Source organism: Streptomyces sp. So13.3, assembly GCF_005860785.2.
Taxonomy (GTDB): domain Bacteria; phylum Actinomycetota; class Actinomycetes; order Streptomycetales; family Streptomycetaceae; genus Actinacidiphila; species Actinacidiphila fildesensis.
Genome location: NZ_CP048835.1, coordinates 1457822 through 1482941, shown reverse-complemented (window position 1 = coordinate 1482941; position 25120 = coordinate 1457822). Strand labels below are relative to the sequence as shown.

Annotated in this window: 23 protein-coding genes; 11 read left to right on the top strand and 12 right to left on the bottom strand. The window is 69.1% G+C overall.

Translation table 11 applies throughout. From position 1 onward, the window contains the following. The first annotated feature begins 101 nt into the window (after positions 1-101). Together C8250_RS06975 and C8250_RS06970 are read left to right on the top strand one after the other, a co-directional pair. On the top strand, positions 102-1496 hold the full coding sequence (locus tag C8250_RS06975) for an MFS transporter (RefSeq protein WP_138355488.1): 1395 nt from the start codon (positions 102-104) through the stop codon (positions 1494-1496). Positions 1497-1588: 92 nt separating this feature from the next. Continuing rightward, positions 1589-4687, top strand: a complete 3099-nt coding sequence (locus C8250_RS06970; RefSeq protein ID WP_138355487.1) for a hypothetical protein — start codon at positions 1589-1591, stop codon at positions 4685-4687. A gap of 57 nt (positions 4688-4744) precedes the next feature. On the opposite strand, the gene C8250_RS06965 is transcribed toward C8250_RS06970, so the two are convergent. From C8250_RS06965 to C8250_RS06945, 5 genes are all read right to left on the bottom strand, one after another. Then, entirely contained in the window at positions 4745-5950 is a 1206-nt protein-coding gene (locus C8250_RS06965) for an MFS transporter (RefSeq protein ID WP_138355486.1), read from the bottom strand. 83 nt (positions 5951-6033) lie between these two features. Then, positions 6034-6531 (bottom strand): GNAT family N-acetyltransferase, encoded by a 498-nt coding sequence (locus C8250_RS06960; RefSeq protein WP_138355485.1) that lies wholly within the window; start codon positions 6529-6531, stop codon positions 6034-6036. Between the two features lie 3 nt (positions 6532-6534). Further along, the gene (locus C8250_RS06955; RefSeq protein ID WP_138355522.1) at positions 6535-7860 is read right to left on the bottom strand and encodes a DUF6271 family protein; all 1326 of its coding nucleotides are present in this window, start codon (positions 7858-7860) and stop codon (positions 6535-6537) included. 14 nt (positions 7861-7874) lie between these two features. Beyond that, positions 7875-8981 carry a phytanoyl-CoA dioxygenase family protein gene (locus C8250_RS06950; RefSeq protein ID WP_138355484.1) on the bottom strand — a complete coding sequence of 369 codons (1107 nt, stop codon included), beginning with the start codon at positions 8979-8981 and terminating at the stop codon, positions 7875-7877. Between the two features lie 123 nt (positions 8982-9104). Beyond that, positions 9105-10334, bottom strand: coding sequence for a type III PLP-dependent enzyme (locus C8250_RS06945; protein WP_138355483.1), 1230 nt, complete (start codon positions 10332-10334; stop codon positions 9105-9107). A gap of 811 nt (positions 10335-11145) precedes the next feature. On the opposite strand from C8250_RS06945, the gene C8250_RS06940 reads away from it, so the two are divergent. Together C8250_RS06940 and C8250_RS06935 are read left to right on the top strand one after the other, a co-directional pair. Further along, positions 11146-11613, top strand: a complete 468-nt coding sequence (locus C8250_RS06940) for a hypothetical protein (RefSeq protein WP_138355482.1) — start codon at positions 11146-11148, stop codon at positions 11611-11613. A 320-nt stretch (positions 11614-11933) separates the two neighbouring features. Further along, a complete protein-coding gene (locus C8250_RS06935) occupies positions 11934-12752 on the top strand; it encodes a transporter substrate-binding domain-containing protein (RefSeq protein ID WP_187144762.1) in 819 nt (272 codons plus the stop codon). Positions 12753-12828: 76 nt separating this feature from the next. Here the strand turns inward: C8250_RS06935 and C8250_RS06930 are convergent, their stop codons facing one another. The 5 genes from C8250_RS06930 to C8250_RS06910 all read right to left on the bottom strand — a co-directional run bounded on the left by C8250_RS06930 (position 12829) and on the right by C8250_RS06910 (position 17476). Then, positions 12829-14253 (bottom strand): serine/threonine-protein kinase, encoded by a 1425-nt coding sequence (locus C8250_RS06930; protein ID WP_138355480.1) that lies wholly within the window; start codon positions 14251-14253, stop codon positions 12829-12831. Positions 14254-14581: 328 nt separating this feature from the next. Next, positions 14582-14959 (bottom strand): hypothetical protein, encoded by a 378-nt coding sequence (locus tag C8250_RS06925; RefSeq protein WP_138355479.1) that lies wholly within the window; start codon positions 14957-14959, stop codon positions 14582-14584. Beyond that, the gene (locus C8250_RS06920) at positions 14956-15471 is read right to left on the bottom strand and encodes a DUF317 domain-containing protein (protein WP_138355478.1); all 516 of its coding nucleotides are present in this window, start codon (positions 15469-15471) and stop codon (positions 14956-14958) included. The genes C8250_RS06925 and C8250_RS06920 overlap by 4 nt, the downstream gene beginning before the upstream one ends. Positions 15472-15617: 146 nt before the next feature. After that, positions 15618-16604, bottom strand: a complete 987-nt coding sequence (locus C8250_RS06915) for an IS481 family transposase (RefSeq protein WP_138355477.1) — start codon at positions 16602-16604, stop codon at positions 15618-15620. After that, positions 16508-17476, bottom strand: coding sequence for a DUF317 domain-containing protein (locus C8250_RS06910; protein ID WP_138355476.1), 969 nt, complete (start codon positions 17474-17476; stop codon positions 16508-16510). The genes C8250_RS06915 and C8250_RS06910 overlap by 97 nt, the downstream gene beginning before the upstream one ends. 12 nt (positions 17477-17488) lie before the next feature. Here C8250_RS06910 and C8250_RS06905 point away from each other — a divergent pair, with 12 nt between their 5' ends. After that, on the top strand, positions 17489-17902 hold the full coding sequence (locus C8250_RS06905) for a hypothetical protein (RefSeq protein WP_138355475.1): 414 nt from the start codon (positions 17489-17491) through the stop codon (positions 17900-17902). Positions 17903-17959: 57 nt separating this feature from the next. After that, entirely contained in the window at positions 17960-18586 is a 627-nt protein-coding gene (locus C8250_RS06900; RefSeq protein ID WP_138355474.1) for a DUF6000 family protein, read from the top strand. A gap of 8 nt (positions 18587-18594) precedes the next feature. Here the strand turns inward: C8250_RS06900 and C8250_RS06895 are convergent, their stop codons facing one another. Continuing rightward, positions 18595-18999 carry a hypothetical protein gene (locus tag C8250_RS06895; protein WP_138355473.1) on the bottom strand — a complete coding sequence of 135 codons (405 nt, stop codon included), beginning with the start codon at positions 18997-18999 and terminating at the stop codon, positions 18595-18597. A 133-nt stretch (positions 19000-19132) separates the two neighbouring features. Between C8250_RS06895 and C8250_RS06890 the strand changes: the two genes are divergently transcribed. Further along, complete coding sequence (locus tag C8250_RS06890) at positions 19133-19747, top strand: flavin reductase family protein (RefSeq protein ID WP_138355472.1); 615 nt, start codon at positions 19133-19135, stop codon at positions 19745-19747. Between the two features lie 136 nt (positions 19748-19883). Beyond that, positions 19884-21086, top strand: a complete 1203-nt coding sequence (locus C8250_RS06885; RefSeq protein ID WP_138355471.1) for a CapA family protein — start codon at positions 19884-19886, stop codon at positions 21084-21086. A gap of 50 nt (positions 21087-21136) precedes the next feature. On the opposite strand, the gene C8250_RS06880 is transcribed toward C8250_RS06885, so the two are convergent. After that, complete coding sequence (locus tag C8250_RS06880) at positions 21137-21880, bottom strand: carboxylesterase family protein (protein ID WP_244809001.1); 744 nt, start codon at positions 21878-21880, stop codon at positions 21137-21139. Positions 21881-22063: 183 nt separating this feature from the next. On the opposite strand from C8250_RS06880, the gene C8250_RS06875 reads away from it, so the two are divergent. From C8250_RS06875 to C8250_RS06865, 3 genes are all read left to right on the top strand, one after another. After that, positions 22064-22966 (top strand): hypothetical protein, encoded by a 903-nt coding sequence (locus C8250_RS06875; protein WP_138355470.1) that lies wholly within the window; start codon positions 22064-22066, stop codon positions 22964-22966. A 110-nt stretch (positions 22967-23076) separates the two neighbouring features. Continuing rightward, a complete protein-coding gene (locus tag C8250_RS06870; RefSeq protein WP_138355469.1) occupies positions 23077-23733 on the top strand; it encodes a helix-turn-helix domain-containing protein in 657 nt (218 codons plus the stop codon). Beyond that, positions 23730-25109: an MFS transporter gene (locus C8250_RS06865; protein WP_138355468.1), complete on the top strand. Its 1380-nt coding sequence runs from the start codon at positions 23730-23732 to the stop codon at positions 25107-25109. Before C8250_RS06870 ends, C8250_RS06865 begins: the two co-directional genes overlap by 4 nt. Positions 25110-25120 lie beyond the last annotated feature (11 nt).

The window sequence follows — 25120 nt, the reverse complement described above, 5'->3', positions numbered from 1 at the left end:
CCGGGCCCCGTACAGGCCGACCCGCTCACCGGGTGATCGCGGCGCTCACCCGTTCCGCCGCGATCCCGCGGTGGGCCGATCCCGAGAGGAGGAGACCGAGGATGTGTGCCGCCTGCGGAATCTCCACCCACATATCCGAGCGGGAAGCGACCGCGCCCGACGCGGAGCTCGCCGTACCGTCGCTTGCAGCACCATCGGTCGCGGCACCACCACCCCCGGCGAACACGTCCCGCCGGTTCGCCGCCCTGCGCAACCGTGACTGCCGGCCCTACCTCCTCGGCTCGATGCTGGCGATGATGGCCGACAACATCGAACACGTCATCACGTACTGGGTGCTCTGGCAGACGTTCCACTCACCGGCGCTGACCGGCTTTCAGGTGATCAGCCACTGGGTGCCGTTCCTGCTGCTCTCGATGTGGTTCGGCTCGCTGGCCGACCGCTACGACTGCCGCCGCGTCATCCAGGTGGCCCAGGTGGTCTTCATGGGCGTCTCCGCCGCCTGGGGAATCCTGTTCCTCACCGGCACGCTGCACATGTGGGAGGCGTGCGTGCTGCTCGTCCTGCACGGCCTGGCCGGATCACTGTGGGGTCCGGGCGAGCAGTTGATGCTCCACGACTTCGTCGGCCCGTCGGAACTGCCCAGTGCGGTGCGCCTGAACGCGACGTTCCGCAGCCTGGGTGTGCTGTTCGGGCCGGTGATCGGGTCGGCGTTGCTGCTGGGGCTCGGCCCGACCGCCGGCATCTTCGCCAACATCGCCTTCTACCTGCCGCTCACGCTCTTCCTCTTCCGCACCAAGTTCACCGGCCACACCCGGGACCGGCACAGCCGCCCCCGGGTCGGAGCCCTCGAATCACTGCGTGTACTCCGGGAAGTCGGATCCAACCCCACCCTGGTCAGCATGATCATCCTGGCCGGCCTGGGCTCGTTCTTCGTCGGCTCGTCCATACAGTCCTCAATGCCGATCTTCGCCCACGACCTGGGGGCCGGCGGCGCGGGCACCGCCTACGGTGTCCTGCTCTTCGCCAACGGCGCCGGCGGCGTCATCGGCGGCATCGTGCTGGAAGCCACCGGCTGGGTCAGGCCCCGTGTGGCCGCCGCCGTCCTCAGCACCGTCCTCTACAGCGTGACCAGCATCCTCTTCGCGCTCACCACCAGCTACCCCCTCGCCCTGGCGCTCCTGTTGGTCGGCGGCGTCGCCAACCTCGCCTCGATGTCGATCGGCCAGACCGTCGTTCAACTGCTCGCACCGGCCGCCGACCGCGGCCGGGTCCTCGGCGTCTACGGCATGTCCGCGAACGGCCTGCGCGCCGGCAGCGGCTTCACCGTCGGCCTCCTGGGCGCCGTCATCGGCGTCCGCACGTCACTGGCGTACAGCGCCACCGCACTGTGCCTCGGCACAGCCGCCGCCGGACTCCACGCACTGCGCGCACCGCGCAGATCGGGTGGACGCGCTACCGCGCACGAGGACCACAGCGAGACCGCGCCACGTCCGTGACGTCTCTCGGTGTTTCATCCTTGATTCCACCGTTTTCGCCGCCAGACTGAGGCCATCGGACAGCCGAGCGCGACGACGACCAAGAGGTGCCCATGGCCCTGTTCACCTGGATTCGGGCCGCGTGGCGAAGGGGGTGGCTGCCCGGCGCGGTGGTTCTCCTGCTCCTGCTCATCGTCGCGGTGCTCCAGCTGGACAGTGCTCTCGGGAGGATCGAGGCGCCCGGCTATCCGGCGGCCACCTTGGGCTCGCAATTCCGGATCGACACCCTGTCCGGAGACGTACGCAACGACCGGCGGACGGCCTGGTGCGTGTGGACCCAGGACATCCCGAACGCGGAGGACGCCGCCACCGCCCGCGCAGCGAACGGCGATCCGGGTCCGTTCGACCGGGTGAGCGAGTGCGTGAAGGCCTTCGAGAACGCCTCGGCGCACGACCACATCAAGGCGGGTCCCTTCGGTGCCAAGGCCCGGCTGCTGATGCGGACGTATGTCGTCCTGGACCTTTGCCTGGTTGCTCTGTACACGTTCTTGTTCGTCCGGGTCATGTCGTATCTGCGGCGGATCCCGCCCTCTGTCGCCGATGCGAACGTCTCGACGGCCACCGCACTGGAAAGGGCCACCGCCCGTCCATGGCTGTGGGTGCTGGTGGCGCTACTGGTGGGATCGGAACTCGTCGAGGACGCCTGTCAGTTCGCGCTGTCCCTCAAGTCGTTGACCCCATACCGTATCGATCTCCTCAACGACATCGCGGGCTTCGCGGCGATCGTCAAGTGGGCGGCCGTCTTCCTGGCGGTGCTGCTCCTGGCGATGTTGACCGTCCACAGCAGGGTCTGCCGGGGCTGGTATCGCTGGAAGGACGTGGTCCCGGTCCGCCTCCAGTTGGCCGTCACGGCCGTCCTGCTGATCCTGTTGACCGGGGCGGGCACCGACCAGGTGCAGGACGCCCTGCTCGGCCTGCTGGATCACTGTGGCACCGCGGTGTGGACTCCGGTGGCCGTACTCGTCTTCTCGCTGCTGCTCTGGCGCAGCGTGCACCGCACTGTCCTGACCGATGACGAGGGCCGGCCGCCCGTGCGCCAGCTGACCATCCTGGTCCTTGCCTTCGCCCTGGCCTGTCTGGGCTTGCTCCTGGGGGCGAGTTGGCACAGGCTGTGGGCCCCGGCAGCCCTGCTCGGGTTGGTCTTCGTCCTGTCTCTGCTGGCGGGTGCGAGGCTGCGGCGGCCCAGCGGCGGTGAGCCCGGGCTCACCGCCGCGAGAGCGGACGCGGACGACCGGGCCGGGATCCCCGAAGGCGAACGGCGGGACGCACTGCGGCGAACGGCCCGCCGCGTTGCTGCACTACCGTTCGTCGTTCTCGGGGTGTTCGCCGTTCGGGCGGCCGTGGCCACCGCGGTGGTCGGCCCGCGCCGCTCTGCCGCGATCGCGCTGATCGTGGTCGGCGCGGGGAGCGTCGTGCTCGGCATCGCGATGCCGAGCATCCTGAACGGGTTCGAGGGCGGAAACCAAGGCTGGGCCCAACCGCCTGACGCGGGCAACGGCCGGTCAGGACTGTACTTCCTGCTCGCTGGAGGGTGCGCGGTCTTCGCGGTGGTGTGCCTCTCCACGCTGACCTGGGGACGGAGCGGGTTCCTGCCCTCCCATGTCGGACCCCTCGCGGTCGTGACACTCTTCCTGAGTCTCGCGCTGGTCGTGCTGAACGAAATGCAGCGCTGGGCGGAGCTGAACACGCCGGTGGCCGGGTTCCGGGCCCTCGGCCTGTCCCGCACTCCGGCCTTCACCCTCCTCCTCGCCTGGTTCGTGCTCGCCGCAGTCCTCGACACGACGGGCAACCACGATGTGCGGGTGAGAGAAAGCAGGGCCCCGCTGGCCCCCTCGCGGGAATTGGCCGGACAGTTCGAGAAGTGGCTGGCCGCCAACTGCGCGAACGCCCCGCAGGCAGGCCGTCTGCCGCTGGTGGTCGTTGCCGCGTCCGGCGGCGGCATCCGCGCCGCGTACTGGACGAGCGGGGTTCTGGACAAGCTGTTCCCGCCGACGCCGGTCGAGCCGCCCAAGGGCTCCGGGTGCGCCCGGACGGACGGCCGCGCGCCGGTGTTCGCGGTCAGCGGCATCTCCGGCGGAAGCCTCGGCGCGGTCTCCTGGCTGTCCCGCCCCCGGAAGGCCGACCCCCACAGTCACGAGCGGGTCTTCGGCACCGACCACCTCTCCGGGGCGCTGGCCTGGATGACGTTCGTGGACCTGCCGCGCTCGTTCATCGGATTCCCCGGCAAGGACCGGGCTGCCGTGATGGAGGAGTCCTGGGAGCGCAGCCAGGGGGAGCTGGCAGGCTCCTTCTACGCCACCTGGCAGCAGCCGGGGACCGCCTGGACCCCGCTCGCCCTCCTCAACGGCACGGCCGTCGAGAGCGGTTGCCGGGTCCTCACGGCCCCCGTCCAGCTGGGGGCCTTCGACCGGCCGATCGGTCCGACCTCCTGCACCCGGCGCCCTGAGGAAACCAGCTCCAGCGACCTGAGTCCCGGCGAGCGGAACGATGGCGGGCCCACCCTCATCGATGTCCGAGGTGGATTCCTCTGCGCCCCGCAGGAGATCAACCGCTCCACCGCGGCGATGCTGTCGGCACGCTTTCCGTACATCACTCCTTCCGGCCGGCTCACCGCCGGAAAATGTGGGACGGATGCCTCGATGTCGGTGGTCGACGGCGGCTACGTGGAGGGCACCGGCAGCCTGACGGCCATCGACCTCCATCAGGAGCTCAAGGAGCTGGTGGACTGCGGCAACGCGATGGTGTACCACCAGAGGAAGCCCGCTGCCTGCCCGTTGAGCGCACCGCCGGCCCACAAGGTCAGGCTGGTGTTCGTACAGATCGACAACGGCTACAACAGCGTGGCCGCAACGGCGGCGCCCGGACGCCCCCATGAGTTGTCGGTCCCTGTCCAGAGCCTGCGGCAGGCCGCCGCCACCAAGGACGCGAACGCCCGCCAGCGTGTCTACGAGGCCTTCGGCTGCCGCAACTACCTGCGCTTCGCGAATGTCCGGGGCCCCGGAGCCCAGGCTCCGCTCGGATGGGTGATGTCCTTGACCGCCCGTGCGGACCTCGACCGGCAGCTGAAGACCGTGGCGGATTCCGGAGGGGGTGCGCACACGCTGGCGGGACGCCTCCGGGCAGCGGATGCCCGCTGCCCGGAGGGTGATTGAGAGGCGGCTTCGACGATGTCGCAGGGTCGCAGTGCCGGGCCGCGCGGTGGGAGCCGGTCAGGCGGGGACCAAGGCGGACCAGCGGATCCGGGTGGCGCACAGGGAGACCAGTGCCGCTGAGACCGCGATGGCGCCCATGCCCCACGTCAGACTGCTGCCGCTCGCGATGAAGCCGATCACGGGCGGTCCGGCCAGCAGGCCGATCGTCCCCATCGCGGCGACCAGGGCCAACGCGTCCGGCCCCTGCCGGGCCGCGGCGACGTAGACGCACGGTGTGACGGCCGCGACGCCCAGGCCCACGCAGGCGAACCCCAGGAGCGCGGGGAGCACACCGCCGGCCAGCAGGGCGACCGCCAGGCCGGCGCCCGCAAGTGCGCTGCCGGCCACGACGATCCGTCCGTCGCCCCAGCGGGCGCGCCAGCCGTCGGCGAAGATCCGGGCGAGCACCATCATTCCGGAGACCACGGCGATCCCCAGCGGTGTCACCTTCGGTCCCGCCTCGGCGATGTCCTTCAGGTAGAGGGAGGACCAGTCGTTCATCGCACCTTCGGTCACGGTGCCGAACACCATGGCGAGGCCCATCCAGATGGTCACCCGGGTCGGCAGGACCAGCCGGCGCTTCGGCTGCTCCTCTTGCTCCGACGCGGAGTCCGCCGCCTGCTCCGCCGCCTTCTCCGGCGTGGCGTCCGGCTGCTGGTCCTGCGGCAGCAGCCCGGACTGCGTCAGGCCCACCGCGAGCAGCAACAGCAGGGCGGCCGCCGTGAAGTGCACCGCCAAGGACGAGGTGAACAGGTTCACGCCGACGGCGAGCAGCGCCGCGGAGAGCGAGCCCGCGCTGAACGTGGCATGGAACCTGGCCATCACGGTCCGCCCGTACTGGACTTCGAGCGCGGCTCCCTGCGCGTTCATCGCGACGTTGAGGAAGCCCACCGCCACGCCGTCGAGGCAGATGACCAGCAGGGTGACCGGGTAGTTCGGCGTCACGGCCAGGACCAGCAGGATCAGGCCCAGGGCGAGGGCGGACAGCAGCGACACCAGCCGGGAGCCCAGCCGCTTCATCGCCGGCGGAACCAGCGGGAACGAGATCACCGCCCCCGCACCACCTGCCATCAGCAGCAGGCCGACCTGCGCCGCGCTCAGGTCGAGGTCCGTCTTCAGCGCGGGCAGCCGTGAGACCCAGGTGGCGTACTGGAACCCGAGAAAGAGGAACAGCGCCGCGATGGCCAACTGCGCTCTGCGGAAGGGGTCGTGCATGCGAATCATGAGTGAATCAGCCTACTTCGTCCGACGATGGTGATCCGCGCGGCGGATCCGCTGGGTACTTCTGTCCCGGTCCTGGGCGCGCTCTACAGCGCTTTGGACATGTAGACGGCCTCCGTGCCGTAGCTCTCGGGGAGGCCGACCTCCGCGTGGGCGGCGTAGCCGAGGCGACGCCAGAGGACATGGCTGCGCTGGACGGCCACCATGGAGATCCGGTCGAATCCCTGCGACCGCGCCTCCTGCTCGATCTGGCGCACGAAGTGCGGTGACAGGCCCCTGGCGCGGAGCGCCTCGGTGATCACGAAGTCGTGCGCGTGCAGATTCGCCGACTTGTGGTCGGATGCTTCTGCCGACGTGAGGTCCGGGCACTGGCCCGGCGGGTAGGGGAGGGCCAGCAGATAGCCCCCGAACTGCCCGTCGTGCTCCAGTACGAAGCAGGTGGCGGGTGATACGCGGCCCCTGGACCGCAGCACCTCCCGTCCTTCGGACAGACCGCTCTCGGCGTAGGCGCGCGCTTCCAGCGCCACGACCTCGTCCCAGTCGGTGTCTGCCAGCCGGCGGAGGCGGATGGTGTCGTCGGCCACTCGTCAGGCCCTTCCGATGGATGGACCGTTGGATGGAGCGATGGCCCTGCTCGCCGCCACCAGTGGACGCCACGCGTCGATCAACAGCGCGAAGTGCTCCATGTCGATCTGGGCCCGGTCGAGCAGGTCCTGCCGCAGCGGCATCAGATGATCGGCGAACTCGGCGTACCTGCCGCCGAGTTGACGGTAGCGGCGGTCGATGACATCCAGCCGCCGGATGTTCTCCGCACGGTCCTCGCTGGTGGATCGCCGCACGAAGCCGGCGATCGTGTCGGCCCGCACATGGTGCTGCGGGTCGAGCAGTGCCGGACCGGCTTCCTCGAGGTCGAAGTAGACGGGATGGAGGTAGAGCATCGACAGCAGGAACTTCACGAACCGCATCTGGTAGGCGGTGAATCCGCTGCCGGTCCGCCGCTCCGCGGTGTAGAAGTTGACGATGTGGCGGTTGTGCACGACCGCGGGCAGCGGGGCGTGGCGGACGACGTGCAGCAGGAAGTAGTCACTGCCGATGGTGTCGGTCGCGGGCGGCAGCGGGACGCGCTCGTACAGCTCGCGGTCGAAGCCGATGTTGCACATGTCCAACCGCCAGATGTCCGGGACGTCCAGCACCGACCGGTCGACGCTGAACGGCTCGGTGCCGGCGCCGATGAACGACTCCTGGACCAGGCCCTGAACCTCCTCCGCCGGCCACTCGGGCGGCGCCCACAGGCTGACCACGTCGTGGTAGATCCCGGGGTCGGCCTCCTTGATCTCGCTGACGTCGACCGACAGTTCGCCCACGAACGAGCCACCGACCATCGATACCGGCTTCCGGCCGTGCACCGGGTCCAGAGTGTTCTCGGTGACGCCGTCGGCCGCGTCGGTTCCCGTTCTCCCGAGTGAGAGCAGCTCGTGGTGGACCGGGAAGACCGGCTTGCCGTCCAGGGACTGGTAGCCGCTGTCCGAGTCCCGGCGGTGGATCGACTCGCAGCCGAGTGCGGCGGCGAGCAGGAAGGCCCGGTTGGTGCAGGCTCCGTAGGAGACGGCGTCCGGCAGCATCAGGTCGAGCAGCAGCTCGGGTTCGGCATGACCGGAGCGCTCGATCACCTCCCGCAGGAAGTCACGCTGCCGCCCCTCGTCGAGGTGGTGCACGATCACGTTCGGCACCGCGGGGAGCTCGTCGACGGCCTTGGCGTGATCGGCGAACGTCGAGACCTCGGAGGAGTCGAGGATCAGCAGGTGGACCTCGACGCCGAACTCCCCGGCGGCGTAGGCGGCCTCCTCGCCGACGTCGGCGATGGCCGGGGTGCAGGCCCGGTTGGTGGGAAGGGTCAGGCAGATCCTGCGCAGAGCGGTACGACGACTCACTGTGCGGACTCCGCTCCGTGCCGGGCGGTTCCGTGACCTGAGGTTCCGTGCCCTGAGGTTTCGCGATCTGACGTTGCGTGCCCGGAGGTTCCGTGCCAGGAGGTGAGGCCCAGCAGCTTCTCTCCGAGTTCGTTGAGTTCGGCGGCCTTGTACCGGAGCGACTCGTGCGTGACGGCGTCGCCGACCAGGGTTCCGTTCCAGTCCGGAGTGCTGAGGGTCTCCCAGGAGCTGATCCGGGAGCGGCGTATCTGCTCGCTCTCCTCCAGGGCGGGCATCATCGAGACGTACTGGACCGCCCGGACGCCGCGTTCTGAGGTGTTGCGGGCGACGCCGTGCGCCAGGGCGCCGTTCCAGATCAGCAGGTCGCCGACGGACAACTCCGGTCGGACCACGGGGTATTCGTCCCGGTCGACGGCGGGCCGGATCGGATCGCGGCCGGCCGGCTGGCCGAGCTTCCACTCGTCGAACCGGCGGAACAGCTCGGGGTTGCACTGGAAGCCGCCGTGGTCCGGCTGGGTGTCGGTGAGCGCGATGATGCCCTGGACCCGCTGCGGTATGACACCGAGCGTGCTGTCGATGTCCCAGTGGAGTTCGATGTCGAAGCCCTCTTCGGTGGGTTCGATGAGCGCGCGGTCGCGGTTCTTGATGTTGGGCGGGTTGAGGTTGAGACGGTCGAGGGTGACCCAGAGCTCCTCGCAGTCCCACACGTCGGCGAAGGCGTCGTAGACGCGCTGGGTCTGCCGGCTGTCCCAGATCAGCTGGTGGTGGTACGCCTCGACGAAGCCGTAGACGTGCAGATGGCGGTCCAGCTCGTCACGGTAGGGCCGCTGCTCGTACCAGCTGTCCGGACGGTGCGGGTCGAGGCCCTGGAAGTCCCAGGCGAAGTCCAGCAGGCGGCCGGCGGACTCGGCGGGGATCGCCTCCTTGACCACGACATACCCGTAGGTCCGCCAGAAGGCGAAGTCCGCTTCGGAGAGCACGCGCAGGGGCTGCTCCTTACGGAGGTCCCTGAGCGGGGTCGGCGCCAGGTACGTCTCACCGTCCGCACTGAAATACGGGCGGCGGGAGGCGGCTCGGTGAAGATGCTGATCGGGGGCGGGCATGTATGAACTCCAGAAACCGGGTGGGTCAGGTGGGTGTAGGGCACGCGCACTCCGCGCCGGTGACGGCGAACAGTGCGAGCGTGCCCGCGGGGGATCAGGCCGGCGGACTCGCCTCGTCGTCCGTCACCGCGGACTCGCCTCGTCATCCCTCGCCGCGGGTCTTTCGGGCTCACCGGACGTCCAACCGCACGGCAGCGGATCGAAGCCGTTGAACCCCTGGGTCATGTAACTGGTCGCGTAGGCGCCGCTGGAGAGGATCCACACCGGATCTCCGGAGGCGACCGCCCTCGGCACCTGGACACGACTGTGTTCCTGGGCGTAGGCGTCGTCGCTGTCACAGCTGGGGCCCGCGACGACGGCCGGAACGTACTCCCCGTCCGGGTGGGACGGAAAGACCAGCCGGTACTGCAGCTCGTCCATCTCGTAGAGGCCGTTGAACTTCCCGCAGTTCAGGTAGAGCCAGTACTCGCGGCCGCCGTCGAGCTGCCGGCGCGACGTCAGGCGCAGGACGTGCGCCTTGATCGCGCCCTGGTCGGCGACCAGGTAGCGGCCCGGCTCCATGACGAAGTCCAGCTCGGAGCCCGAGATCTCCCGCAGCCGCTGCATGCCCTCCCGGATCACCACGAACATCTTGTCCAGCGGCGGGTCGAGCGGGTTGCCCCGCCGGTCCAGATAGCCGAGGGCGGGCAGGCCGCCGCCGAGGTTGACGTGGTCCAGCACGATGCCGCTCTGCCGCAGGCTCACCAGCAGGTCGCCGAGGTGATCGAAGGCTTCCCGCCAGGCGCCGGACGTCATCTGCTGCGAGCCGACGTGCACCGACAGGCCGGCCGGCGTCAGGCCGGCCGCCCGCGCGGCTTCCAGGACGAGCACCGCATCGTCGGCTGAGCAACCGAACTTCCGGCTGAGCCCCCAGAGCGCACCCTCCCCGGTGGTGGCCAGCCGGCAGAACACCCGGGCGCCGGGAGCGTGGGCTGCGATTGCGGCAACGTCCTCCAGGCTGTCCGTGGCGAAGTCCCTGACACCCAGGCGGTACGCCTCCGCGATGTTCCGGTCGGACTTGACGGTGTTGCCGTAGTGGATCCGACCCGGCGGCAGGCCGGTCCTGACCGCCTGGGCGATCTCGTTGGGGCTCGCGGCGTCGAAGCCGGCACCCTGGGCCACCAGATGGGCCAACACCTCGTCGACGGGGCACGCCTTCATGGCGAACCGGATGTCGACACCCGGCAGTTCCTCGGTCAGGGACCTGTACCGCTCGCCGATCCCGGCGAGGTCGTAGATGATCCGGTCCTCGGACGCGGTGGCGAGGGCGGCACGCAGAGCTGCGCTGATCGGGGCCGGTCCCGTGCTGCTCATCGCTGCACCCGGCCGATGCCCGTGGCTCCGGTGCTCGTGGCTCCGGCCGTCCGGGCCGGTGGTCCAGCCCCTCGGATTCCGCTCGCCGCCAGGACGCGACATGCTCTCGTTCCCTGCGGAGGCAGACACCTGCGCAAGGTCCCGGACCGCCGCCTGGACGGCTTTCTTGGGGCAAGTGCGCGCGATGCCCTGCGGGAGGGGTGGAGGTGGTATCGGTCGGACTCGGTCATGCGGTCCTTCCAGGCTCGGATCTTCGGTGGCGGGGCGGATCGAGGGCACAGCGAATCCAGGATTGGCTGCCGACAGGCAGCTCGCTGCGGGCGTGTTGGTTTCACTACCTTCATGGGCCCGCGGAGCTCATGGCGGTCGGAGGGCGGCGGACCGCACCCCTCGCGAGGATGAACACGCGCACGGACCCTGGGCACAACATTGGACTAGACCAGCTTGGGGAGTCAACCCTTTCCAGTCGACAACTCGCCTCCACGGACGCCAATCCGCATTTAACTCGCGGGCGCTGGCCGAGACTTGACGCTGCGTTATGTCTGCTGGTCAGTCGGTTAGCACGATGGGTGTCATCCAGGCGTTACCGCCCCACCCGATCCTGCTGCGGATCGGTCGCCGCTTCGGGCGGGGTCGGCCGTGGACGGGCCGATCGGGACCGGTTCTCGCCGCACGGCTGAGCTCCTCCGACGCCGGCGGCGCGGCCGGCCAGGCAAGTCCGGAGATATTTCACCATGTCGCTTTGGTGCACCCCGCGAACCCCTAATGTCCTCAATGGAGCGGGAAGTGGAAAATTCCGCGAGGGGGCTGAGTGGACACGACCTTACTGATCACGCTGGGCGCCGGTGGCGGATCGCTGCGCGGCCTGGTCGACGCGTACAGCCAGACGATCGCCTGGCAGACCGCGCGCCGCGAGCAGCGCAAGGCCTCTTCCGAACTCAGCCCCGATCCGGTCCTCGACCCGACGCCCGAGGTCGTGCCACGCCCCCTGCCCCGTTTCGCCGAGTACTTCGACCCGGTGCCCGATGCGGTCGCGATCGCCTGTCACATGGTGCTGGGCGCCGCCTGCGCCGCGATGTTCGGGCTGACGGGGCAGATCACCGGCGCCTACGCGGCGGTCGCGGTCGGGCTCTCCGCCCCCGCCCTGCTGACGCAGTTGGGCCAGGTGCAGAGCGTCAACGACGCGGTCGCCGGGCCGCAGCGGACGGCCCTTGAGCCGGATCGTCCACAGCTGGCCGGTGTCCCGGACGAGGGACCGCGGCAGGAGCGCACTCCTTGACGGCCGAGGGAAGCAGGGGAAGTACCGGCAAGCGCACGGCCGCCGCCGTGTTGGGCCGGAACCACCGGGGCGCCGCCACGGCAGGGCCCCGGCCGCACGGCGGCTACAGCGTCGTCCGTCGTTGCGTCGCCGCGATCCTGGGGATGTCGCTGCCCCTTGCGGAACCCGCACGGCAGCTTCCTGCGCCAGCCGCGGTCCGGGGCCGGGGCCGGGGCCGGGTCCGGGTCGGGCCGGAGGCCACGGGCCGCGACATCTTGCCCACCGTGGTCCTGGCCCCGGGTCCCGCGCACAGGCGTCCCGGTCGTCGGTCCGTCGTCGTGATGCTGGCAAGTGTCGCCACCGCGGCCTGCGTCGCGGTCGGCTTGTCCCTGTCGCCCATCGGCGACTCCGCCCCCCGGGACCCCGAGGACTCCTACCGGCTTCACCAGCAGCTGCCGGCATCGATCCAGGCCAGAGGCTTCATCGTGGTCGGAGTGGATCCCGCACAGCCTCCGTTCGCCTTCACCTCGCAGGGCAGGCTCGTCGGCTTCGACACCGATCTCGCCCAGCTCCTCGGCGCGCAGCTCAGAGTGTCGTTCCGGTTCCTGCAGGCCCCTTCTGCCCAGCTGATCTCCGGGGTCACCGAGGGGCGATACGACGTCGTCATGACGAAGGGCGCCACTGAAGAGCGTCGCAAGTCCGTCACCTTCGTCAATTACCTCAGCTTCGGGTCGTCGATCAGTGTGCCCAAGGACAACCCCCGGAACGTCAGGTCACTCTCTACAGCGTGCGGCAATATTGCCGTCATCGGCGGCAGCACCGGCGCGGAACTCCTCCGGAACAACCGCCCGTCCTGCGCCACGCTCATGCAGTTCGCCGACGCCTCGGCGGCCCTGGCGGCTGTGCACGAAGGCAGGGCGGACGCCGCGATCACCGACTTCCCGTCGGCCGCCCACGCCGCCAAGGGCCCCGGCAGCACGACCGAGATCGCCGGCGAGCAGCTCGCCGTCGGCCCTGCCGGCATGGCGGTCCGACTGAGAGATACCGAGCTCAGCAACACTCTGCTGGACGCCCTTGTCGTCGTCTACAACAACGGGAGCTACTCCAGATTGCTCGAGAAATGGGGCTTGGAGGACGCTTTCCTGACCCCCACGCTGTAAGCCGTGCCGGCTGAATCCAGGAGACCCACGGGACGGCTCTGTCCGCCGACCTGTCGACCCGTCGGCCAGTCCTTCGTCAGGTGGAGCGGCTGCCGGGGATCTTCCACCACAGGAGCCAGGCGCCGGTGCCGTAGAGCAGCAGGTTGATCACCATCTCGCTCGGGACCTCGCTCAAGCCGGTTTCTGTCTCGCCGTGGAACAGCGCCGGCACGACAACTTGCTTGACGGCGAAGTAAAGGGCCAGATCGAACAGGACGAAGACCAGCCAGGCCACTGCCGGGTGCCACCGGGGCCGGGGCACCGCGTTGATGAGTGAGAACGCGCCGGTGATCGCCAGAACCGTGGGCAGGAACTCCGACGGCACCGTGTCGAGATAGTTCCACGGCAGTACGGAGCCGATGGCCCACAACAGCGCCATGCAGCCGATGAAACGCAGCACCACCGCCCCGAAGGGGCTGACCGCCGAGCCTGCCCGGGCCCCGGTCGGTGCTCCGGCGGCGGCCGTCGGCTGGAAGTGGAGGCCAGGGCCGGCGGGCCGCAAGGACTGGGCCGGCGGCCGGCCGCCGACCGACGGTGCGTGGGACGGCTGCGGAGGGAGCCACGCCCCGGCGGGCGCAGGCGCCGCCGAAGACACGACCGCGGTCGGTGTCGGTGTCGGGATCGGAGCAAGCACGGCTGCTCCCGTTCGTGCCACCTCGTCGAGCGCGGAAAGCGCCTGCTCGGCCGTGGGACGGCGGGCCGGGTCCTTCGTCATCAGCGCGGCAAGCAGCGGCTGCAGCGCGCCCGCTCGCACCGGCGGGCGCGGTTCCTTGGTGACGACGGCTATGACGAGCGCACTGAAGGTGTCCCCGTGGAATGCCGGTGCGCCCTCGACGGCGCTGTAGAGCGTTGCGCCCAGCGACCACAGGTCACCTGCGGGGGCCGGCGGCTTGCCTTCCAGCTGCTCGGGGGACATGTAGGCCGGGGTGCCGATGACCGCGCCGGTGCGGGTGAGGGCTGTGGTCGCGTCGGCCATGTGCGCGATGCCGAAGTCGGTGATGATCACCCTGTCGCCCATCAACAGAACGTTGTCCGGCTTGAGGTCACGATGGATGATGCCCGCCGCGTGGGCCAGTTGGAGCGCCTTCAGCATCGCCGCGCCGATCTCGGCGACCCGCTGAACCGGCAGCGCGCCGTCCTGGGCGATCAGCGCCGCCAGCGACGTACCGGTGACGAGTTCCATGACGATGACGGGCGCGCCCTCGTGCTCGACCACGTCGTGCACGGTGATGATCCCGGGGTGGTTGAGCCTCGCCGCGGCGCGCGCCTCGCGCGCCACGCGCTGGAGGAAGTGGTCGCGCTCCCCACTGCTGAGGCCCTGCGGGAGCAGCACCTCCTTCACTGCCACGTCCCGCTCGAGAGCCTTGTCCCGCCCCCGCCACACCCGGCCCATACCGCCCTGACCGATCAGCTCGACAAGCTGGTACCGGCCCCCGATCAGCGCCCCGCTCACTGCTTCCACGGGAAGCCACCCTAGCGGGATCCCCCACCGGGCAAAGGTGCTTTCGATCACCGCTGACGATGCCCCGGGCCCGGTGCTCGATACGCCCGCAGCAGTTGCGACGCACGGCTGAATCTCTGGTCCGCCAACTCCCCGGTGTTCTGGGAGTACGTGGACGAGGGTGAGAAGCGGGACGATGCCGCGACCGAGGGGATCGGCCTGTAAGCGGCCGGAGAAGCCCGGGCGGGATATCCCGCTCGCCTTGCTGTTGGCCGTCTGAGCATGCGGTACGACACAGGCGACCGCAGCCCAGGGGGCTGGGTGCGGTCGCCTTTCGACGGTACGGCCCTCAGCCCAGGACCCGCCAGGGCTCCCTGCCGTCCTTGTCGGGACCAGATCGTGCCACCGCTGCACGGTCGAACTGCTCGTACGCCTCCTGCAGATACTCGGCCGACAGATGGGATCCACCTGCCAGAGACTCGAAGCTCTGACCGTGGGCGAGCGCCTTCTCGACCGCTTCGTGCAGGTTGATCTGGGCACGCCGGTTGGCCTCGGCCAGGTTCGCGATCAGGTCCACCCAGCGGCCGTCGCGCAGGCTGGCGGCCGCATGGTCGGTGATCATGCCAGCGGCCATGGCCAGGTCGGCATCCAGCAACTTCAGGTCCTCGGGAAGGGGCTTCTTCTTGCCGGAAGTCTTGGTGAGCCACCGCTCTTGGCGACCGGTCATCTCGGCTGTGTGGTCGAGTTGGCTGCGGCGTAGGTGCACCTCGGCCAAGCCGTCCGGGAGCGAAAGGACACGTCGGTCGTGCCGAAGTGGTGGCTCCAGCCTGCCGCTGCCAGCCGTGTGCCCACATCGAGCGCGGCCAGCGTGCTGTTGCCGTAGTAGAGGTAGGCGTCGGGCCCCTCGGTGTAGGCGGCGGCGAGCGCGGTGGTGAACCCGGCGACGATCTCGGTCGGGGTGCTGTCCTGGTAGGTGACCAACCAGCGCGGCATCGCGAAGGGATCGGAGAACGCCGTGATCTTCCACAGGGCGTCATCATCGCCTTCGGGCAGGTAACTCAGGCGGACGGTTTGGTCCGGGGCGTTGACATACACGTTGCCCAGATCATCGTGATTCAGCTTCCAACCCAGGTCGAGCAGGGGCCGCAAGGCGGGACCACCAGTGAACGTCGATCCGGCGAGGTAGCGGGGGGTGACGTGGTACTCGCGCCACCGCTCAGAGTCCTGCTGATCGGACATGACATCTCCGTAAAGGACGTGGTCAGTGGCGGCGTGACGGTGCGGGCAGGGGCAGACTCGCGGCGGCGGCCGATGCTGCGAGTTCGGCCACACGGGGCCCTGGGGCGTTCGGGGTGCGAGCTAGGTGTGCAACTGCCGGAGCTTGGTTACACCGGGGCCTGAGTCTTCTGCTTGAGGCGTTCGTAGGGTGTCTGGCCGCCGAGGGCGCCGTGGGGGCGGTGGTAGTTGTAGTAGTCCTCCCGCTCTCGCAGCTTGTCGTTGAAGACGCCTGTGTCGTCGATGACGACGCCGTCGAGCATTCGGTAGAACTCCTCGGCGTCGATGCGGTGGGAGCGTTCGACCTTGCCGTTGAGGTGGGGTGATGCGGGTTTGATGTAGCTGTGGGCGATGCCTTTATCGAGGGCGTTCCAGTGGAAGGCGGACTGGAACTCTGCGCCGTTGTCGGTCTGGATGACCTCGACGCGGAACGGCAGGCGCTCGAGGACGTAGTCGAGGAACTGGACGGCGGTCTTCTGGTCGCACCGTGGGTAGATACGCAGGACCCGCAGCCGGGTGCAGTCATCGATGGCGGTGAACTGGTAGAACTTCGCCCGGCGCCGCCGTTTCGGAAGAGTCCCGGTTACCGGCGCTGTGGCCGGGGCCTGCTCAGGGAGGCCGAGCGGTTCGATGAACTTCACGTCGATCTGGACTCGGTTGCCGGGTAGCTGCTTCTCGTATCGGGTGTAGCGCTTGTCGTGCCGTTTGTAGCGTTGGGAGGCCGGCAGCCGGCTCATCCCGAGCTTCTTGAGGATGCGGTAGACGGCTGAGCAGGCGATATCGACGTCGTGGTAGCGCTTGAGGTACATCTTGATCTTCATCGGACCGAAGTGGTAATGCTGCCGCAAGTAGACGATCTTGTTGACGACGTCGGCCTCGGTGGCGTGAGGGCAGTGGTGCGGTTTGCTGGAGCGGTCGCGCAGGCCGTTGAGACCTTCGTCCTGGTAGCGGCGCTGCCACTTGTAGAAGCAGGAGCGGCTGATGCCGTAGTAGCGGCAGGTCAGCGCAACGTTTCCTGTGACTTCTTCGGCGTGTCGCAGGACCGCCAGGCGGTGCTGAGCTTGGCGGTCCTGCTGCTGTTGCGGTGAAGGGGGCATGGCAGATCTCCGTCAAGGTCGGAGACCCATGTGTAACCAACGTCCGGCAGTTTTATAGCTAGGGCGGATGACCGGCGCGGGTCGGGTGCCTCTTCGACGGGTTGGGCATCGACGCACGGCAGGTGCCGTTCGGGGATCTCACCCCTGGTGCGTTCGACCGGGTCTGCGCTGGTGAGGGCCACTACGGCTGCCCGCACCAGGTGCAGGGGGGGTGGCGCTGGTGAAGCTGGCATGCCAGCTCTCAGGGTTTGCCTGGTCGAGGCCGCCGTACATCGCCCACTGGGCAGGTTCGGCTCCTTCGAGCTCGGCGTATGCGTCGAGGTGGTTCTTGCGCAGGACGAAGGCCGCGTGTTCGTCCGGGAGGTCTGGTACAGGTGCCGGGCGGCGTCTGTGGTCTCCCATCCACGGACGGCCAGCACGCGGGCGGGGCTGTTCGGGGACTGGTAGTGGGTGCCGCCGGACAGGAAGTCCCGATGACGACTGGGCAGTCCCTTGGCGAGGGCGGTAGCGAAGGCGGCAGTGATCTCGGCTGGGGTATTGCGGCTGAAGGTTGCTGACCAGAGCGGCATGCCGAACGGCTCGCGGTACTTCACGGCCTTCCACTCGCGATAACTGCCCTCCGGCAGGCGGGCGATCTGGGCGTGCTGGCGTGGGCTGGTGAACATTCGGCCGCTGTCGGTGGCTGCTGTGGCCCAACGGTGCGCGGACAAGGTCTCGTAGATCTGTGCGGTGTCCCCGCGACCGGCGAGGTAGACGGGGCAGACCCGCAGAACGGCGTCGGGCGCGAGATCGCCCAGAGCGGACGCGGCCGTGGCACCCAACTCGCCGAGAAGGGTGCTCGGGTCCAGACCATCATGAAGGTCCTCGGCCACAAGAGCCCCGGCATGTCGATGACCTACACGCACATCTCCGACCCCACCGTCCTGGCCGACTACCAGGCCGTGCTCCAGCCCGGCGCCACCATCGCCGGCCCCCTCGCCGACACCCTGCGTTCCGGGCAACTCGACCAGGACGCGCTGGACTGGCTCAAGACCAACTTTTACAAGACTGAACTCGAGCTTGGACGCTGCCTTCGCTTGCCCCAGGAGGGCCCTTGCGAGTGCGACCTCTACCTCAGCTGCGCGAAGTTCGTCACCACACCCCAGTATGCGACACGCCTGCGTGAACGCCTCTGCGTCGAGCGGCAACTGATCACGGACGCAACGGACCGCGGATGGGAGCGGGAGATTGATCGCCACCAGCGCGTCGCCGACCGCATCACCAGCCTCCTCGACGACCTCGGCGAACCACACGACTGACCAGTGCGACTGAGAAAAACACTGGTCGAGCGGCTTCGCCCAGGACAGGATGCGGCTATGCGTTACCCCAACGAGGACCCCGAGCTGCTCGCTCTTGTCCACCGCTACGTCAGGCCAAACCGGCGCTACCTCAAACTCGGCGGCCCTCTCACGCGCATGACCGAGCCTGAACGCACCAAGTTCACACGGGAGCTCGGCGAAGCCGCCGGCGATATCACGCCCCGCGAGCTGACCATCCTGCTTGAAGGCACGTGGCGCGAACGCAAAACCGCCGCCTGGCTCATCGCCGTCGCCCGCAGAACTGAGTTCCGCGAACGCCTCGGCGAAATGCTGCTCGCCAGCGAGGTCTGCTTCGCAGGCTCGGCCTACTGCGTCACCTTCGCCACGTTCGCGACTCCCGCCGACGCGGATCTGCTGGCTGCCTACCTCGATCGCTACCTGCGACGCCCCGACCTCTACTACGACCAGCCGACCGCCATGGGCGCGCTCCTCCACCTCGACGCCAAGCTCCGTGCCGACCAAGCAGCCCGGTTCCTGACCGCGGACGGCCTCTGGCATCAGTGGATCGACGGACCGCCCCGCAAGGAGCACCACGGCACGCCAGATAGCTATCGCGAGAACATCAGCCAGCTCTGCGTCTTCGCCGATGAGAGCGCCGAGCACCGCCTGGAAAGGAACCGATGACGTCGTCCTCAGAGGGATGACACCTGATCGAGGGAACCCACCGCCCCACAACTCAAGGTTGTGCCGTCGATGACACCGCTGGCGAGGTCGGCCAGGAGCTGGCGGAACTGGGGGCGAATGACGATCCAGTCGATCGTGCCGTCCTCCCGCACGACCTTGCGCTTCTTGAAGGCCGAGGTGTCGTTCTCCTTGTAGACCTTCGCGAATTTCCCCCAACGCAGATGGCCGCGTGTGTCGGCGGCGTCCTCGCTCTGGCGGTCGACGCCCGCCTCCAGGCCGAACCGGTCCGAGGAGATGCGAAGGTACGCGCCGGGGCGCTTGGGCACGTACGCGGACAACTGGTCGTACAGGTTGAGGGTGACGCTACCCTTGCAGGCCTGCGAGGGAATCTCGAAGTCGTCCCAGGGGAACAATGTGGATATAGCGGTTCGGCTCCGGGTGCTCGTGTCGTTCCGACACCGGGCACTTTCCGTCGAACACAGGGGCTTGGCCGCGCCGTGATCCAGGGTTGAGGTTCACGGCTGCGTTGTATGGATACTGGCTGGCATGCGCATCGACCTTGATCCTGCAGTCGTGGACCGGACCGCCTTCTACAAGCTCCTGACCTCGGTGGTTGTGCCTCGGCCGATCGCTTGGGTGTCGACCGTCAGCCCGGACGGCCTGACCGACAATCTCGCGCCGCACAGCTTCTTCACCGTGGCCTGTGTCAGTCCGCCGATCGTGCAGTTCACGTCGGTCGGGCGGAAGGACTCGTTGCGCAATATCGAGGGGACGGGGGAGTTCGTTGTGAACTTTGCGCCGGAGCATCTCTTCGAGCAGATCAATGCGACGGCGACGGACTTTCCGGCCGGGGTGAGTGAGTTCGATGCGGTGGGGATCGCTCGGGAGCCGAGTCTGCGGGTGAAGCCGCCGCGGGTGGCGGCGTCGCCGGTGGCGTTGGAGTGCGAGATGCACAGCATGCTGCGGATGGGGGACTCGACGGTGGTGTTCGGGCGGGTCGTGCATGCGGCGGTGTCCGAGGCGGTGCTGGTCGACGGTCATCCTGAGGTGCGGAAGCTGCAGCCGTTGTCGCGGTTGGGGAAGGACGAGTGGGGTGCGCTCGGGGAGATCCTGGAGATCTCCCGGATCCGGTTCGAGGACTGGCCAGGTGCCGGCGGCTGAGCGTGCGTCACATGGATCGCCCGTAGCCCGGTTGGGCTGACGCGGTTGCCTCCCATGGGTGACTGCTGTCGCAGATCCCACAGATGCGTGGTGGGATCAAACGACAGTCGGATTTCCTGATGATGGAGTCGCGTCGATGACGATCCGCACACGACACGGGGCACTGGCCATGGCCGCCGCTCTGCTCGGAACCGTTGCTGTCAGTGCCTGTGGCGGTGCTGCCGGGCCGCAGGCCGGGCCGGTATCGAAGGGGGATGTCGGGCAGGCGGGCTCGTCCGGTGCCGCGTCGCAGCTCAAGGGGTTCACGCTTGTCGCCTCCGGGGACGTCCTGCCCCATGCGGTGATCATCCGTCAGGCGCAGAAGGATGCCGGAGGACACGGCTACGACTTCCACAAGATGCTCGCGGGCGTGAAGCCGGTGGTCAGCACGGCAGATTTGGCGGTCTGTCATATGGAGACCGTGTACGGCGGGAAGGACGGTCCCTTCACCGGCTATCCGACGTTCAAGTCGCCGCCGCAGGTCGCCCAGGCGCTCAAGGACACCGGGTACGACTCCTGCTCCACGGCCTCCAACCACACGCTGGACGACGGTGCGGACGGGGTGCAGCACACGCTCGACGCCATGGACGCGGTCGGGGTCCGGCACGCCGGATCGGCCCGTACCGCCGCCGAGGCCGGCAAGCCGGCGCTGCTGAAGGCGGGGAGTGCCACCGTCGCGCAGCTCGCCTATACCTACGACACCAACGGGTTCCCGCAGCCCGAGGGTCACCCGTGGGCGGTCAATCTCATCGATCCCGACCGGATCATCGCCGACGCGCGGGCCGCCCGGAAGGCCGGGGCGGACGTGGTGCTGGTGAGTCTGCACTGGGGAACCGAGTGGCAGGACGATCCGGACGAGATGCAGCTGACCGTCGCCAAGCAGCTCACCGCGGCGCGGACCGGCGGGCGCCCGGACATCGATCTGATCCTGGGCACCCATGCCCACATTCCGCAGGCGTACGAGAAGGTCAACGGCACCTGGGTCGTCTACGGGATGGGCGACCAGGTCGCCGGGGAGATGTTCAACTACGACGACAAGCAGGACCCGCGCGGCAACATGGGGTCCATCGCCCGGTTCACCTTCGCCCCGCCCGCGACGGCCGGACAGCGGTGGACCGTGCGCAAGGCAGAGTTCATTCCGCAACTGATGGACCTCGGAGCGCCGTACCGCGTCGTGACCCTCAATGACGTGCTGCGCCAGAACCCGCACCGCGCCGACTACCTCAGGGCTCGTGATCACATCCGCACCATGGTCCTGAGCCGTGGCGGTGCCGCCGCCGGGCTCACCATGGTCCCCTGACTGCGTCTCGGGAGTCTGGGGCCAGTAGCCAGTAGCCAATAGCCAGGGGATCAGGAGACGGCGATCCCGGCGGCGCGGGCCAGCAGGTGGGCGGTCCGCGTTCCGGCATCGACGGCGTGAGCGGCCGTACTGGGCAGGCAGCGCTGGTGTTCCACGCTGTACTCGGTCAGGACGATGCCGGCGTGGTCGGTCGCGAGCTCTTCGAGCGGCGCCGGCCAGCCGCGTTCCTCCAGCGCGTCGCGCAGCTCACGTGACTGCTCGATGTCCGTGATCGGATCGGTGGTGCCGTGCACCAGGTGGACCGGAATCGGCGGCACCGGGTCACCGGCCCGGGATGCGTCCTCGATCGGGACGGTGCCCGTGGTCGGCGCCGCGGAGCGGTACCCGCCGGCGATGCCCACGACGGCTCGCGGCCGCCAGCCGTCGAGCGCGGCGGGGTTGAGGGCGACGCCCAGTACGGCGTTGGCGCCCAGCGACCAGCCCGCCAGAACCATCCGCTCCGCGTCCCCGCCGAAGCGGGCCGCGTTCTCGCGCACGAACGCCACCGATTCGGCCAACTGCGTCCGGCCGCCGTCAGGAGCGTCGGGACGCCAGTCCGGTACGAAGGTGACGACTCCGAGCCGCGCGGCGCTCCGGGCGAGCGGCGCGAGCACGTCCCGTTCATCGGGGCCGCGACCGTGCCAGAGCAGCACCACGGGTGCAGCCGACGACGAGGGCGCGGGACAGTGGACATCCATGCGCCGGCCACTGGTCCCGTAGCCGAGCTCGGTCACCACATCAACGTCCGCCGTCACGGCGCTACCCCCGCATCGTCACATCACTGGCTACGAACCCCATGATCCGTTCCTGTCGGCCCACGGTACCTGGAACCGCCGTTACCCGACTCACGTCGAAGGGATACGCCGCCGGGGCGTGGTCATGGAGGAACCGTCATGCGCAGCCGTGCCGCTCTTGTCAGTTCAGCTCTGTTGTTAGGTGTGTCTCTCACGGTCGCGGGGTGTGGCCCCGAGGGGGTGCGGACGGCGTCGGACGCGCCCGCCGGCAAGGACGTGCTGGTGACCGAGGGCGCCGGGCGTCCGGACGGAGCGGGCGCGCGGAGGGCGGCCGAAGTGGCCAAGGCCTGGGCGGGATCGGCGGCGGAACGCGCGTGGCGCGAGGGATACCGACCGCTCGACCAGGCGGAGTGGCTTCCGCCGGACGCGTTCCGCAGCGGGGAGGACAAGGCCGCGTTCGCCAGCGGGCACCTCGACCTCGCCACGCAGCTCCCGGCGTCCGGGCCCGACGGCCCGGAGGGAACGGTGACGTGGCCGGACGGATCGTCGGCGAAGCGACCGTTGTTGTCGGCGCGTCAGGTATTCGACGGGATCGTGCGGAACAAGTCGGCGTGTCAGGGAGCGGATTGCAACGGGCGGCTGCGGGTGACCGGAGTCAAGGCGGCCACCCGAACGCTGGCGACGAGTCGCGGCCGGGCCACCCTCCCCGTCTGGGAGTTCACGATCGAGGGCTACGCTCAGCCGTTCGCCTATCCGGCCGTGGCCCCCGATCAGCCGCCGCGGTCGGACCGTCCAGCGCCTCGCATCGACGGTGTGAGCTCGGCGGGGGGCTGGAACGGACTCTCGTCCGACGGCCTCGTCCTCAACGTCGGGGTGTCGCACGGGTCGTGCGTGAAGGCCCTGCCCGGCCAGGTGTACGAGACGAAGGACGTCGTCGTCCTCATCGGCCGTGTCGGGCAGTTGCCCAAGGGCACGATGTGCAACGCGGATCTGCGAGTGACGCCCGTGCAGTTCCGCTTGTCGCGCCCACTGGGCACCCGGACCGTGCTCGACGCCGTGACCGGGGACCCCATGGTGCTGATGACGCCAGGGGCGGTGGCCCGGTAGTCGGCCTTGCGAACGGCCGGTGCCGCGGGGAGCACGGCTGAGCAAATAGGCAGAGGCTTCTCTGCAGATATCCCTTTGCAGAGAAGCCTCTGCAACCTATGATTGCGGCCATGGCCGATGAATCCGCACGTCCATCGCACCCGTCCGAGGCCGCGCCCGAGTCCGGGTCCCCTTCCGAATCCGCGTCCGATCCGGAGAAGACCGTCCGGCACATCGACGCCCGCAGCCTTCGCGGGCTCGCGCATCCGCTGCGCATGCGGATGCTCGAACTGCTGAACCTCGACGGGCCCGCCACGTCGACCGGGCTCGCCGAACGGCTGGGTGAGAACACCGGCACCGTCAGCTGGCATCTGCGTCAGCTCGCCGAGCACGGTTTCATCGAGGAGGTGGTGGGGCGGGGCACCAAGCGCGAGCGCTGGTGGCAGGCGGTCAAGGAGCGGCGCACGCTCGACACCACGCAGTTCCGCTACGACCCCGACACCCGGGGCGCGCTCTCCGTCTACATGCACGAACTGATCCAGCAGACGTTCTCCCGGGTCGCCGACTACCTCGCCGACGACTGGGAGGGCCCATGGCAGGGCATCGGCACGGTCGTCGACCGGTCCGATCTGCGGCTGACGCCTGCTCAGCTGTCCGTGCTCAACGCGGAGTTGATGTCCGTCATCGACCGGCACACCCCGGCTCCCGACGCGGAGCGCGGCGAGGACGCGCTGCCCGTCATCGTTCAGCTCCAGTCGTTCCCCCGCAAGGAGCGTGGCGGCGCATGAACCAGGGCACGGACAACGGTCTGCGCGAAAACAGGCGCTCCGACGAAGACACGCGCCCGGACGACGAGCTTCATTCGGACGGCACCACGCGCTCCGACGACGGCATACGCGGTGGGCTGCTGCGCCGGCACCGCGACTTCCGGCTGCTGTGGTGCGGTGAGACGGCCGGCAAGTTCGGCGCGTCCGTCACCGGAGTGACGATGCCACTCGTCGCCGTCACCACGCTGCACGCCACCACCTTCCAGGTCGGCGTGCTGACAGCCGCCACCTGGCTTCCATGGCTGATCATCGGCCTTCCCGTCGGCGTCTGGGTGGACCGGATGCGGCGCCGCCCGATCATGCTCATAGCGGCGGCGGTCTCCCTGCTCCTCTACCTCAGCATCCCGGTCGCCGCATGGTCCGGTGCGCTGAGCATCGGGCTGCTGCTCGCCGTCGCCCTGCTGACGGGTACGGCCGTGGTCTTCTTCCAGACCGCCTACACGGCCTACCTTCCCAGCATCCTGGCGCCGGCCGACCAACCCGAAGGCAACGCCAAGCTGCACGGGAGTGCGTCGGCCGCGCAGATCGCGGGTCTCGGATCCGGCGGTCTGATCGCCCAGTTGGCGGGCGCGGTCAACGGGATGTTCGCCAACGCCGCGACGTTTCTCGTCTCGCTGCTCTGCCTGTCGGGCATCCGGCACCGCGAACCGCGCCCCGTCAGGACCGAACGTCCGCCCAGGGCGCTGCTCAAGGAGGTCGGGGAGGGGCTTCGGCTGGCCACCCGCGATCCCTGGATCCGCAGCCTGACGCTCTTCGGAGCGACCTCCAACCTCGCGCTGATGGGCTTCCAGTCGATCCTGGTGGTCTTCCTGGTGCGGGAGGTCGGCGTGGGCTCCGGTACGGTCGGCGCGCTGATCGCGGCCGCCGGCAGCGGTGGGGTCGCCGGTGCGTTCGCCGCCCGCCGGGTCGCCGCCCGTGTCGGTACGGCGCGCGCCACGCTGCTGTTCGAGCTGGGGTTCGCGGTGTTCGCGCTGCTCATCCCGCTCACCGTCGGCGGTGCGGGGGTGCTGCTCTACGTGGCGGGCGGCTTCTGCGTCTCCGCCGGGGTGGTGGCGGGCAATGTCATCAAAGCGGGCTTCCAGCAGAGCTATTGCCCGCCGGAGCTGCTCGGCCGACTCACCGCTAGCACGTCGTTCATCAACTTCGGTACGATCCCGCTGGGGGCGCTGCTCGGCGGCACGCTGGGTACCGTACTCGGCCTCCGTGCCGCCATGTGGATCACGACGGCAGGGGTCCCGCTCGCCGGTCTGATCCTGGTCTTCTCGCCGGTGCGCAGTACCCGCGACCTGCCGACGTCACCGCTGTCCGGCACCCGATCCGCCGCGCTCCCGCACTGATCCGCCCCGTG